The following is a 13,032-nucleotide window of genomic DNA, read 5'->3' as shown; positions in this document are numbered from 1 at the left end:
AGTCCTCTTGATGTTCTCTTGGCTTGACAGCGCCTGCTAACCATAGCCTAAGTACACAGGTCTGTGTAACTAAAATCAACGGGATTCGCAGACGGCGGCACGCGTGCCGCGCCGCCTAGGGAGAATAAGAACAATGCCCCTGTTGCAGGTCCTGCGTCCCACGCTTCCCATCCTGATCGGCGCCTCCATCATGCTCACGCTGAGCATGGGGCTGCGGCAGTCGCTCGGCATCTTCCTGCAACCGCTGACGCACGACATCCACATTTCGGTGTCGGATTTCACGCTGGCGCTGGCCGTGCAGAACCTCGCCTGGGGTTTTCTCCAGCCGCTCGCCGGCGCGATGACCGTGCGCTACGGCTTCCGTCCCATCATGATCGTGGGATCGCTGATGTACATCGCAGGCCTCGTGCTGATGGCGACCGCGAACGGGCTCGTCGCCATCATGATCGGCGCCGGCGTGCTGATCGGTACCTCGCTGGCCTGCACCGCCGCCGCGATCGCGATGTCGGTGGCGGCCCGCGCGGTGCCGGAGATGGTGCGCTCGACCGTGCTCGGCATCGTCTCCGGCGCCGGCTCGCTCGGCGCGCTGCTGTCGGCGCCGCTCGGGCAGTTGCTCAATGAGGGCTTTGGCTGGCGCATTGGGCTCGCCGGCTTCGTGGTGATGTCGGTGCTGATGATCCCCGCCGCCTGGTACGCCGGGCGTGTCGACAACATTCCGCTGCCCAAGCCCGCGGCCGACGACATCGGCGATGCCACGGCGATGATCGCGGCGCGGACCGCGTTCGGCAATGCGTCCTTCGTGGTGATGACCTGCGCCTATCTGGTTTGCGGCATGCAGCTGGTGTTCCTCACCACGCATTTGCCGTCCTACCTTGCCATCTGCGGCCTCGATCCGATGCTGAGCGCCCAGACGCTCGGCATGATCGGCGGCTTCAACGTGCTCGGCTCGCTGTTCTTCGGCTGGGCCGGCCAGCGCTGGAATAAACTCGCCCTGTTAGGCGCGATCTACATCATCCGCTCGCTCGCACTGGCCTGGTACTTCATGCTGCCGGCGACGTCCGCCTCGACGCTGCTGTTCGGCGCAATCATGGGCTTCCTGTGGATGGGCGTGGGGCCGCTGGTAGCGGGCGCCGTCGCCGAAATGTTCGGGCTGCGCTGGCAGGCCATGATCCAGGGCCTCGCCTTCATGAGCCATCAGGTCGGCAGCTTCCTCGGCGCCTACGGCGGCGGGTTGATCTACGACTCGCTCGGCTCCTACACCATGGCGTGGCGGATCGGCGTGGCGCTGGGTTTGGCGGGCGGCATCGTGCAGGTCGCGTTCGCGCTGATCCGGCCGTCGCAGCCGCCGGTGTTGCGGACGGCGTAGGGGGCGCGTGTCCTCGTGAGCGTCCGCTTAGAATTTTACAGCGGCGTCGCGCTGCTTGGTCGTGATCGGCCGCTTTTGACCCATGTGAGACATGGCATGCGTCGGCAGGACCCTCGACCGTGGCCAGCGATAACCGCCCGATTCGATCGAAGCACTATCTGCACCGAGGGGTTCTGCAAGCGAGGCCGACAAACGTCTGCTCGTTGGGCAACGACGTGACCCAGTCTAGGGATGCGCGCCTATCGCCCCCGTCATTTTTCGGCGCAGGTCGTACCACCCGCGATAGGGGGCCGCTGGTGTTGCGACTTCACGTGCGCAAGTAGCCTTCAACCTCGCCCTCAGCCGAGGCGAGCTCTCCTCCAGCGGCTCGCCCTGCATCTCATCTGGGTCATGAGGCCCTGGGAATAGATCTGCACTGCGATCTTGGGTGCCGGCTGCGGGTAGAGCGTACCATTCGGCGTCGTTCGTCGGCCGAGGTCTTGAGCGTCGTCAGGTTGTCGAAGGCCGGAAGGTCGTGGCCTCCGCTCGCGGCCGCCATCTTTTCGATTGCCTTCGGCTGCGACAGGTGCGCCAGCAGGCTCTTTGCCGCCGGCTTGCTCTTGGCGAAGGACCAGATCCCCAGAAGAAAGGAATGAAGGGTAGCGAAGCCGCCCTTCGGACCCGCCGCCGACCTGGCGCGATTGCCCCAAAGGAGACTCGTCAATTGGCAGCGAACCCGCAAAGAAAGCCGAAGTGAGACCCATAGCCGCCGCCTCAAGCTAGCACTTGATTTCCTGCTGCGACGGGCGACAATGACGTCGCGCCAGCTTCCGGTACCGAATTTCATATAAGACGGGGAAAACCCGCTTGGCCACGGCAATACCGTCGCTGCGCGGGAGGGACCGTTATGACGGTAGGGTTCATGCGCTGGCAGCAGCGCCGACGCGATCCGGGCCGCCCGTGGTATCGCCGTTACGACTGGGAGCGATGTAGTCGCGCCGTTGCTCTGCAAAGAATTCGCCCTCTTTCGCGGCGAACTCGCCACCACGCCGCTGCAAGTGGAACACCAACAAATGATCATCGAGCCAACGTATTGCGCACGTTGTCGCGTGCGCATGCGTTGAACCACGGAGGCGCGATAGACTGAAAAGGGACTCCAAGCCGGCGTAGACTGGCCAAGGGGCATCAGCTCAGACACACCGAGGGAGGAATGCATGACGACAGTAACCCGACGTCACGTCCTCAAGAGCGGTACCGCGCTCGCGGGCGGCATGGCCGGCATCCTGGCCACCGGCCGCGCGCCCGCTTTTGCACAGGGCACGACGGTACACTGGCTGCGCTGGACCGACTTCGTTCCGGCGTCAGATCAGCTTCTGCGCAACGAAATCGCCAAGGAGGGCGAGAAGGCGCTCGGCATAAAGCTCAATATCGAGACCATCAACGCCAACGACATCCAGGCCCGCGTCACCTCGGCGATCCAGTCGGGGTCAGGCCCCGACATCGTCTGCGTCCTCAACAATTGGGGGCAGCTTTACGGCGAGAGTGTCATAGACGTCAGCGACATCGCTGAGGAACTCGGCAAGGGCCAGGGCGGCTTCTACGAAACATCCCGCGCTGTCGCCAATGACGGCAAGAAATGGATTGCAGTGCCGTGGTGCATCGTCGGCCTGCAGATCGCATACCGAAAGTCCTGGTTTGCCGAGATCGGCTACACGGATGGAAAATTTCCCCAGACGTGGGAAGAGTATCGTGAGGCCGGCAAGAAGCTGAAGGCAAAGGGACGGCCCATCGGCCAAACGCTGGGGCACACCTTCGGCGATGCGCCCGCCTTCACTTACCCCTACCTGTGGTCCTGGGGCGGCAAGGAGGTCGAAGCAGACGGCAAGACGGTTGTGCTAAACAGCCCAGCAACGGTCGAGTCGGTGAAGTTCATGGTGGCCTTCTGGAAGGACGCCCACGATGAAGGCGGGCTCGCCTGGGACGATTCCAACAACAACCGCGCTTTTCTGTCCGGGACGTGCAGCGCCACGCTCAATGGCGCCTCGATCTACATCGAGTCTCTGCGCAAGCCGGGTACCTACAAGACGGAGGCAGGCGGGCAACTGAAGGACGACATCCTGCACGCCGCGCTGCCCAAGGGTCCCGGCGGGCAGTTCAGCTATCACGTCCCGTTCTCGAACCTCCTGATGGGTTATTCGAAGAACCAGGATGCGGCGAAGAAATTCCTTGGCTGGATTCACTCCAAGGACGTCTACGACAAGTGGTTCGTCTCCCAGAAGGGCTTCTCGGTGGGTCCGACCACGGATTGGGAAAAGCACAAGCTGTGGGGCGACGACCCGATCATGCTGCCCTACAAGCAAGCGGCGCGCACAGGGCGCTTCGCTGGCTACCAAGGGCCCTCTACGCGCAAGGCAGCCGAGGTCGTAACCAAGTACATCATCATTGATATGTACGCAAAGGCCGTCCAAGGCATGCCCGCCGAGGATGCCGTGAAGTGGGCAGAGGCTGAGCTCACGAAGGTCTACGTCTGAGGTTAAGCCGTCCCTCTCCCCATCTTTGGTGGGGAGCAAGGGAATTTTCCGACCGACGAGGATCGAACATGGCGATAAGCGCGGTTTCCGCCACCACGCTCCGCGAGGCGCCCCCTCCGCGGCGACAGCGGTTGCTAGAGGACGAGCGCTGGCTGGCGTTCGTGCTGCTGGTGCCGACCATCGTGCTGCTCGGCATGTTCATTGCCTATCCCTTCATTCGAGGGATATTGCTGTCGGTCACCAACTCGCGCGTCGGTATGCCCGGCGACTTCGTCGGCCTCGCTAACTTCTACAAGATCTTCAATGACGGGATCTTTCGCACCTCCGTTTACAACACCTTCGTCTATACGGGCGTGACCACCGTCTTCAAGCTGGCGCTCGGGCTGTGGCTGGCCATGCTGCTCAACCGTAATTTCCACGGCAAGGCTTTTACCCGTGCTTTCATCCTGCTGCCTTTCATTATCCCGACCGTGCTCTCGACTTTCGCCTGGAAGTGGATGTTCGACCCGACGTTCAGCGTCCTCAATTGGCTCCTCTACCATTTCGGCTTGATCACCGGTCGGATCAACTGGCTGGGCGATCCCGACCTCGCCATGATCTCGATTATCATCGTCAACATCTGGCGCGGGGTGCCGTTCTTCGCCATCAGCCTGCTCGCCGGCCTGCAGACCATCAGTCCCGAACTCAACGAGGCCGCCGCCATCGACGGCGCCAAGCCGTGGCAGCGATTCTGGCACATCACCTGGCCGCTGCTGCTGCCCGTGACCATGGTCGTGGTGCTGTTCTCGGTGATTCAGACGTTCGCCGACTTCCAGATCGTCTATGTGATGACGGGCGGCGGACCAGCCAACGCAACGCACCTGTTCGCCACCTACGCCTATCAGATCGCCATCGGCACCGGCCTGTTGAGCGAGGGCGCCGCCATCGCGCTCGCAATGTTTCCAGTCTTGTTTCTGGTCGTCATCATCCAACTTCTCTACATCCGCCGCGTGGAGGTCCGCTGAGCCATGATCGAAGGTGCAATCTGGCGAAAGTGGGTGTTCTTTTACGTCCCCATGGCGCTGTTCCTGCTTTTCCTGCTGTTCCCGTTTTACTGGATGGTGATCACTTCGGTGCGGCCGGACGGCGAGCTTTACCGGCCCTGGAATTCGATCAACTACAATCCGTTCTGGACCTGGAAACCGACCTGGGACCATGTCAGGTACCTGTTCGAGGAGACGCTGTTCGCATCGTGGCTGTGGAACACGACGTTCATCGCGCTCGCGTCAACCGCTATCTCGCTCGTGTGCGGCGTGTTCGCCGGCTATGCTCTGTCGCGGCTGAACTTTCCATTTGCCGGCAGCTTGGGTACCGGCATCTTCATCACCTATCTGGTGCCCCAGACGCTGCTGTTCATTCCGCTGGCCGAGATGATCCGCAACTATCGGCTGGGTGATACGCCCTGGGCACTGATTCTGACCTATCCGACCTTTCTTATTCCGTTCTGCACCTGGCTCATGATGGGCTACTTCAAGGCTGTACCGAGGGAGCTCGAGGAATGCGCGCGCATTGACGGCGCCTCGCGCTGGCAGGCTATGCTCTACATCGTCATCCCGGTGGCGATCCCGGGCATCCTCTCGGCCGGCATCTTCGCTTTTACGCTGTCGTGGAACGAGTTCATCTATGCGCTAGTCTTCCTGTCCTCGCCTGAGCAGAAGACTGTGCCGGTCGGCGTCACATCGGAGCTGATCCGCGGCGATGTATTCTACTGGGGACCGCTGATGGCCGGGGCCCTGCTTGGATCGATACCGGTTGCTATCGCCTATTCGTTTTTCGTCGAGCACTACGTCGCGGGATTGACCGGATCGGTGAAGGGCTGACAGCGCCCCGGATCATGGGATTGAAAAGCGCGCATGCAGAGCGACCAGGTGGTTGGGAGGCAGGTGAGCGAATGGGACAGGTCGTCCTCAAGGGGATCAACAAGTTCTACGAGAGCGTGCACGCTGTCAAAGACGTCAATCTGCAGATCCGCGACAAGGAGTTCGTGGTGTTCGTCGGACCGTCCGGCTGCGGCAAGACCACGACGCTCAGGATGATCGCCGGGCTGGAAGCGATCAGCTCCGGCGATATCTCAATTGACGGCAACGTGATCAACACACTTGCGCCCATGGACCGCGACATAGCCATGGTGTTCCAGAACTACGCGCTCTACCCGCATATGAGCGTATACGACAACATGGCATTCGGCCTGAAGATGCGCAAATTCGAAAGGCCTGAGATTGAGAAGCGCGTGCGCGAGGCGGCCGACATCCTCGGCATCGGCGAATTGCTAAAGCGCAAGCCGCGGCAGCTCTCCGGCGGCCAGCGCCAGCGGGTGGCTTTGGGCCGTGCCATCGTGCGCCACCCCCGCGTGTTCCTGTTCGATGAGCCGCTGTCGAACCTCGATGCCAAGCTGCGGGTGCAGATGCGTGTTGAGCTCAAGAAGCTGCATCTGCGTCTCGGCACCACCGCCATCTACGTTACCCACGATCAAGTCGAGGCTATGACGCTGGGTGACCGGGTCGTCGTCATGAAGGACGGCGTGGTGCAGCAGGTGGGGGAGCCGCTCGAGCTGTATAATCAGCCCGCCAACAAGTTCGTCGCCGGCTTCATCGGCTCCCCGGCCATGAATTTCGCCGCCGTTACGGTGACCGAGGCGGACGGGTCGCTGATCGCCGAGAACTCCGGCTTGCGCATCAAGCTACCGGACGAGATCGCGCAGCGCCTGCGCGGCCATATCGGGCGCGAGGTCATACTCGGTGTGCGGCCGGAGGACCTCACCGTGGCGGGTAGCGCTGATCTCGACCACCCGTGCTTCGACGCTGTGATTGAGGTGGTCGAGCAACTCGGCTCGGAAATCCTGCTCGATATGAAGGTCGGCGAGAGTATCATGGTGGCGAGCGTCGAGCCGACCGCGAGGGTGAGGGTGGCCGACAAGCTGCGCGTTGCCATGCGGCCTTCCAGGCTTCATGTTTTCGACGCGCAGACCGAGGCGGCCATCTAGCGCCCGCAGTTGGCCAATTCCACTGGCAAGGGATTTGCTCAGAACCGGTGACCTCGCTGTCACCAGCTTCGATGAGGCCCGGAGAGCGAAGGCACTTGGCCTAACCATGCCCGAGCCCTTTTTGCTGCGTGCTGACGAGGCGATTGATAATGCCATTTGCTGCGGTATCGGAGTCCGCTCCTGTGAAGGTTTTCGGATACCGGCCCCATGACGGTGGGGCCGCGCGCCATTGCTCCAGTTTGCGCGCTACAGCGAAGTGTCCGGAGCGGGGAGTAGACCGGAAGTCGTCGAGCTACCGGCGAACCGACGCGAATGACCCCAAGCCGACATTCCGACGGCATCGGGCGCATGCTGTGGAATCGCATCCGGTCCTCACACTCTACGCGCCGGCAGCGACGAGCTGCAGATGACACTTCACGACATCATCGACCAAAGTGCGTCAAGCCTTGGAGTGCAGGCTATCCCGCCACGCAAGAGGTGAACTGCATCAAGCCAGCCGGTCGAGCAGCGCCTTGGCGCCCCTCAGGACCGGAGTGTCGAAGCCTTCGGTGAACCAGCCATACACCAGCGCGAGAAGGTCATGAGCTTCCGTGCACTTGCCTTGATCGCGCCACAGGCGGGCGAGCCTCGTTGCAGCGCGCAGCCCAAACGTCCTCGCGCTCTGGCGCTCCGCCACAGCTAGCGCTCGATGATAATTCTGCTCCGCAGCGGCTTGGTCGCCTCGCGCATTCATAATGTCGCCTCGAAGTCGATGCAGCTCGACCTCACCGCACCGCTCGTGAGTCGTCTCGATCAGCTGCGCAGCCTCGACGAGGCAATTCTGCCCCTCCTGCAGATGCCCGACCTTGGCGTGAGCCTCGGCGAGAAAGCAGAGCGCGCGTGGCGTGTGCACAACGGCTCCGGCACCACGAAGCACCGAGAGCCCCCTCGCGAGCTTCGCGAGGCCATCCTGCGCCTGTCCAAGTGCTGTCAATGAGCGACCATGCTCGAGCAGTCCGAGGCCCAACCAGAGCGGAAAACCGTGCTCGTTCGAGAGAGCCACCAGCTCCTCCGCGTGCCGCCGTGCGTCATGCGGCAAGCCGGCGGCCGCCTCCACCGCACACACCTTGCTCAACACAAAGGCCACTGTAAACGGATGGTCGAGCCCGCGGGCTTCCGACAACGCCTCGTCCACGCGCGCGCGTCCCTGATCGATGTGGCCCAGAAGCGCCAATGTCAACGCCAAGTGACCCAGGCTCGCTGCGTACGGATCGGCCACCGCTATGGCGGCGCAAATCGCGCGAGCGGCCGGATCTCTCAGGCCATCACACAGCTCGAGAAGGGCGCGCGATGTCACAAACTCGCCGCGAAAGTAGCAACTGGCGCCGTGGATATAGTGACCCAGCAGCAGAGCGACCTGATCTTTTCTAGTCTCGCCAAATTTCTCCATCTGCTCGGCAAGGGACACCGCCAGCTCGTGCTCGGCCCGAACCATATGGAAACCCCATTGGGAATAGAGCAGCGGAACGAGACGATCCGGCCGATCGAACCGCTCAGCGAGTGCTCGCGCCCTGACGAGGGTATCGCCCACCACCGGCGCCGAATACCCTCGAGCTGCCATCAGCGCACGCCCGAGGGCAATTTGCAGGTCGAGTTCGTGCTGCACGGGCCGGGACTCCTCAGGCATGTTCGCCAGCAATTTCAGCCCCTTCTGCAACTGCGCCACCGCTTCCGTCATCGCCGACCGCGCGACAGCTTGCTGGCCGGACTTGAGCCGGTAGCCGACCGCCTTCCCGGTGAAGCCCGCCTCGGCGCAATGATGGGCCATGAGTTGCGGCTGAGCCGCCACGATGTCAGGGAACTGACTCTCCATCACCGTTGCAATGTGGGCATGGATCTGCTGGCGTCGACCGCGCAGCATGGTGCTATAGGCTGCGTCCTGCACCAGCGCGTGCTTGAAGGTGTACTCTGCATCGGGCAGGGTGCCCCGCTGGAAGACCAACTCGGCGCCTACGAGCTGCGCCAAGGCCCCGTCCACCTGTTGCTGCGGCATAGCCGCGACGGCGCTGATCAGCTCATGCGAGAACGACCGTCCGAGTGCCGCTCCGATCTGCGCCATCTCGCGCACGGGTGCCAAGCGATCGAGCCGTGCCAGGAGCGAGGCTTGGAGCGAGGTAGGGATGGCAAGCCGAGGCACGGGCCCCCGCGCATCAAAGCGGTCGCCAGCGTCGGTCAGCATGCCGCTCTCGATGACCGTCTTGGTCAATTCCTCGATGAATAGCGGTATGCCATCGGTCCGATCGATTATCTGTTCGGCGATCTCGTGGGGCAACGCCTTGCCGCCGGTCATCCGCATGATCATCTCGGCGCGCTGTCGACGCGGCAGACGACCGAGGCTGATCAATGTCACGTGCGAGCGCCCGATCCAAGTCGGCGCGAATTCCGGCCGGAAGGTGATGACCAGCAAGGCCCGGAGGGTGGCCACCCGGTCGACGATGAGATCCAACAGCTCGAGCGAGGTGGGGTCGATCCAGTGCACATCCTCGAACACCATCAGCACGGGCCGGCCTGCCGCCAGTCCCTCGAGTTGGGCTAGGAGGGCCCCAAACGTCTTCGCCTTGCGCTTCTGCGGGGTGAGATTAAGCGGTGGATAGCGACGGCCGATCTGCACCGACAACAGGTCTGCGATCAGAGGGACGGCCTCGCTGAGATCAGCGTTTGCCTCTGCGAGCAATGCCTCGAGCTTGTCCAACCGCTGCTCGTCCGTATCGTCACGCCGAAATCCCGCCGCCCGCTCGAGCTGTGAGATGGTCGGGAAAAGCGCGCTGCCCTGGTGGTGCGGCGAGCAGAAACGGCGCAAGCGGATGTGTGGATCATCGCTCAGCCGCTCCGCCGCGGTCTCAGCGAGGCGCGATTTGCCGATACCGGGCTCACCCGATATCAGCACGACCGAGCCATTGCCGCGCTTTATCTGCTGCCAGCGGCACATCAGCAGCTCGATCTCCTCATCGCGGCCAAGCAGTGGCGTTCCGGCTACGCGCAGGGCCTCGAAGCGGCTATCGACCGCGCTCGCGCCCATGACTCGCCAGGCCGGCACAGGGTCGCTGAAGCCTGCGATGGACACGCTCCCGAGAGCGAGATACTCGAAGAGTCCCCCGACGAGGCGGCGGGTGCCGCCGTCGATGACCACCGTATCCGGTCCGGCCAGCGCCTGAAGCCGCGAGGCCAGATTGGGGGTCTCACCGACCACCTCATGCTGCTGCGACGCGCCCTCCCCAATAAGATCGCCGACGATCACCAACCCGGTGGCAATGCCAACTCGCACTCGCAATCTTGCCCCCGGACCGACATCGAGTCCTGCCACGGCCGCAACCAATGCCAGCCCGGCGCATACCGCGCGCTCAGCATCGTCTTCATCCGCCCGCGGATAGCCGAAATAAGCGAGAACGCCGTCACCCATGTATCTGGCAACGAACCCGCCAAATTTCTCGATCTGCTCGGCGCAGCAGCGATGGTACGCGCCCATGATTTCCTGCAAGTCCTCGGGGTCGAGCCTTGTCGAGAGCGCTGTCGAACCAACAAGATCAGCGAACATCACTGTGAGATGACGTCTCGCGGCCGCCGTCCGAGGCGCAGGCGCGGGTCTTGGTCCGGCCTCATCGAGCTCTGCAATCGCGCGCAATATCTTCCTGCGATGGCCGAGCGAGACACCGATTTTTTCGAGGTCATGGTCAGTTACATCGCGCAGAACGCTTGGATCAATGTCGTTCTCGGCAAAGCGCTGCGCGTATTGCCCGAGGCCAAGTCTTTCGAGCCACTCCGCAATCTGCTGCATTGGCTTCACCGGCATCTGGTTGACGGCTGGCCGAATTTTAGACCATGGCGAAGAAACGTTATCCCGATGTCTGCACTCGGCAAATTTCAGACCTTGTGATGGACAGTCTGCACTCCGTAGACCGGCGTCGGGATGCTCTCGTAGCGCGCCTTCAACTGCAGGGAAAGGAATTGCGAGTAATGCCGCGACTGATGCAGATTGCCGCCGTGGAACCATAGTCCTTCCTGCTGCGTCGGCTTCCACATGTTGCGCTGTTCACCTTCCCATGGGCCGGGGTCCTTTGTAGTATTCGAGCCGAGGCCCCAGACCTTGCCGACTTGCTCGGCCATTTCCCGACTCACGAGATCGGCGACAAAGCCATTCATCGAGCTGTAGCCGGTGGCATAGACGATCACGTCCGCTGGCAATTCCTTGCCGTTGTCGAGCCTGACGCCGTTGGGCGTGATTTCCTCGACCTGTCCAGCGGACAGTTTGATTTTGCCGTCAATGATAAGCTGCGAAGCGCCGACGTCGATGTAATAGCCCGAGCCGCGGCGCAGATACTTCATGAACAGCCCGGAATCGTCGTCACCGAAGTCGAGCCTGAAGCCGGCCTTCTCCAGCCCGGCATAGAAGGCGGCGTCGTCCTGGCGGATCTTGTCGTAGACCGGCTTTTGAAACTGATTCAAGATCCGGTAGGGTAGTGAAGCGAAGATCAGATCGGCCTTTGCCGTGGTCATTCCGCTGCGGACGGCACGTTCGGAATAAAGATCACCGAGGGTCGCCATCAGCGAATCCGAGCGCACAATGTGCGTCGTCGAGCGCTGCACCATCGTTACGTCGATGCCGGCCTCGTACAGCGCAGCGCAGATGTCATGGGCCGAATTGTTCGAGCCGATCACCACCACCTTCTTGCCTCTGTAGCCGTCGGAGCCGGGATGGCGTGAGGAATGGTGTTGCTCGCCTTTGAAGTTTTCCATGCCCTTGATTTTCGGCATGTTCGGGTTGGCCGACATGCCGGTCGCGAACACAAGCTGCTTGGGCCGCAGCGTGATCTCCTTGCCATCCCGTTCAACGACGGCGGTCCATTCCTTCTTGGTGTCGTCCCAACTGGCGTGTTTGGCGGTAGTGTTCGTCCAGTAGTTCAGCTCCATAACCTTGGTGTACATTTCCAGCCAGTCGCCGATCTTGTCCTTAGGTGAGAACACAGGCCAGTTCTTGGGGAAATCGATATAAGGCAGATGATCGTACCAGACGGGGTCGTGCAGGCAGAGCGACTTGTAGCGGTTGCGCCAGGAATCGCCGGCGCGTGCGTTTTTTTCGGTGATGATCGTGGGCACTCCGAGCTGGCGCAGCCGCGCTCCGAGCGCAATGCCGCCCTGTCCGCCGCCGATGATAAGCACGTAGGGCTGGGTCTTGAAGCCGAGTTGCTCGACTTCCTCGTCACGCAGCTCCTTCCATGTCTTGGAGCCAGGATTGACGCCGTGCCTGGCGCCGAGCGGTCGGCTGAAGCCAGCCTTTTCCTCATGGCCCTTGAGTTCGGCCATCGTCGTCAAGAGCGTCCAAATCTGGCCGTTCTGCAGTCGGATGAGTCCATATCCGCGCGCGACCTCGGTCTCGAATGAGATCCAACACTCGGTCACGCCGCCAGCCTCGGTTGGCGTTTCACCCTCGGCGATTTTCCAGTTGCGCGGCTTCGCATGGGCGAGGCAATGCGCAAGCATGTCGCGGATCTGATCGCGGCCTTCCATGGTCTTGATGTTCCAGGTGAAGGCAACAAGGTCGCGCCAGTAGCATTCCGGAGCGAACATTTCCACGGCGGTGTCGAGATCGCCCGCCGCAAGCGCGGCTTCAAACTTGTCGAGGAAAACCTGGGCGCGCGCGCTAAGCGTGGTGTCGAGCATCACTTCCTCCCGGATGTCGTTTGCAATTTTTCTGCGCAAGCAGCGTAACCTTACCCCAAATATTGCGGGAATCCAGACTGGCGCGGCAGGGTTCCCGGTGGGCTTCAGCTCCTCTCAGCGCTCGCCTGCAACAACACCGCTCTGCCACCGACGAGTGGTACAATCAGAGTTCTATTCGCTGCGGTGCGCGAGTCCGGAATTGTGAAGGGTTTCGGATGCCGGCCCCATGACGGTGGGGCGGTGCGCACGGGGCCGGCGTCCGAAAGCCTCCAAGGGAGATGCTATGGGGCGGCGGCGAGGATATTGCATCCATCGTTGCTGATGTGAACCGATGGAGCGCCCCATGCAGAAATTGAACGATCTGAGCCGATCCCCGAGCCCCCTCGACCCGGACGGCACGCTGATCGCCGTTATCGAACTGAGCCTGTCGAGCTGGC

The 13,032-nt window shown here is 62.2% G+C and carries 8 protein-coding genes; 5 read left to right on the top strand and 3 right to left on the bottom strand.

All coding sequences use genetic code 11. The features are described from left to right. The first annotated feature begins 133 nt into the window (after nucleotides 1-133). Entirely contained in the window at nucleotides 134-1,366 is a 1,233-nt protein-coding gene (locus tag IVA82_RS46485) for an MFS transporter (RefSeq protein WP_247383984.1), read from the top strand. 899 nt (nucleotides 1,367-2,265) lie between these two features. Here the strand turns inward: IVA82_RS46485 and IVA82_RS46475 are convergent. Then, nucleotides 2,266-2,415, bottom strand: coding sequence for a hypothetical protein (locus IVA82_RS46475; protein WP_247493963.1), 150 nt, complete (start codon nucleotides 2,413-2,415; stop codon nucleotides 2,266-2,268). 144 nt (nucleotides 2,416-2,559) lie between these two features. Between IVA82_RS46475 and IVA82_RS46470 the strand changes: the two genes are divergently transcribed. The 4 genes from IVA82_RS46470 (at nucleotide 2,560) to ugpC (ending at nucleotide 6,898) form a co-directional block, all read left to right on the top strand. Continuing rightward, nucleotides 2,560-3,876, top strand: coding sequence for an extracellular solute-binding protein (locus IVA82_RS46470; protein WP_247383982.1), 1,317 nt, complete (start codon nucleotides 2,560-2,562; stop codon nucleotides 3,874-3,876). 68 nt (nucleotides 3,877-3,944) lie between these two features. Then, complete coding sequence (locus tag IVA82_RS46465; RefSeq protein ID WP_148741405.1) at nucleotides 3,945-4,880, top strand: sugar ABC transporter permease; 936 nt, start codon at nucleotides 3,945-3,947, stop codon at nucleotides 4,878-4,880. 3 nt (nucleotides 4,881-4,883) lie between these two features. Beyond that, entirely contained in the window at nucleotides 4,884-5,735 is an 852-nt protein-coding gene (locus IVA82_RS46460) for a carbohydrate ABC transporter permease (protein ID WP_148741406.1), read from the top strand. 71 nt (nucleotides 5,736-5,806) lie between these two features. Further along, on the top strand, nucleotides 5,807-6,898 hold the full coding sequence (ugpC, locus tag IVA82_RS46455; protein WP_247383981.1) for a sn-glycerol-3-phosphate ABC transporter ATP-binding protein UgpC: 1,092 nt from the start codon (nucleotides 5,807-5,809) through the stop codon (nucleotides 6,896-6,898). Between the two features lie 487 nt (nucleotides 6,899-7,385). On the opposite strand, the gene IVA82_RS46450 is transcribed toward ugpC, so the two are convergent. Continuing rightward, complete coding sequence (locus tag IVA82_RS46450) at nucleotides 7,386-10,712, bottom strand: adenylate/guanylate cyclase domain-containing protein (RefSeq protein ID WP_247383979.1); 3,327 nt, start codon at nucleotides 10,710-10,712, stop codon at nucleotides 7,386-7,388. An 86-nt stretch (nucleotides 10,713-10,798) separates the two neighbouring features. Next, nucleotides 10,799-12,595, bottom strand: coding sequence for an NAD(P)/FAD-dependent oxidoreductase (locus IVA82_RS46445; protein WP_247383978.1), 1,797 nt, complete (start codon nucleotides 12,593-12,595; stop codon nucleotides 10,799-10,801). Between the last annotated feature and the right edge of the window lie 437 nt (nucleotides 12,596-13,032).

The sequence above is a fragment of the Bradyrhizobium sp. 142 genome, from assembly GCF_023074015.1.
In the GTDB taxonomy this organism is placed as follows: domain Bacteria; phylum Pseudomonadota; class Alphaproteobacteria; order Rhizobiales; family Xanthobacteraceae; genus Bradyrhizobium.
Note: the sequence above shows the minus strand (reverse complement) of the source record. Positions and strands in the feature narration are given on the sequence as shown.

Bases quoted from the DNA above. Each gene is read 5' to 3' on its own strand.
- IVA82_RS46485 (WP_247383984.1), top strand. From the start codon at position 134: ATGCCCCTGTTGCAGGTCCTGCGTCCCACGCTTCCCATCCTGATCGGC.
- IVA82_RS46470 (WP_247383982.1), top strand. From the start codon at position 2,560: ATGACGACAGTAACCCGACGTCACGTCCTCAAGAGCGGTACCGCGCTC.
- IVA82_RS46465 (WP_148741405.1), top strand. From the start codon at position 3,945: ATGGCGATAAGCGCGGTTTCCGCCACCACGCTCCGCGAGGCGCCCCCT.
- IVA82_RS46460 (WP_148741406.1), top strand. From the start codon at position 4,884: ATGATCGAAGGTGCAATCTGGCGAAAGTGGGTGTTCTTTTACGTCCCC.
- ugpC (WP_247383981.1), top strand. From the start codon at position 5,807: ATGGGACAGGTCGTCCTCAAGGGGATCAACAAGTTCTACGAGAGCGTG.
- IVA82_RS46450 (WP_247383979.1), bottom strand. From the start codon at position 10,712: ATGCAGCAGATTGCGGAGTGGCTCGAAAGACTTGGCCTCGGGCAATAC.
- IVA82_RS46445 (WP_247383978.1), bottom strand. From the start codon at position 12,595: ATGCTCGACACCACGCTTAGCGCGCGCGCCCAGGTTTTCCTCGACAAG.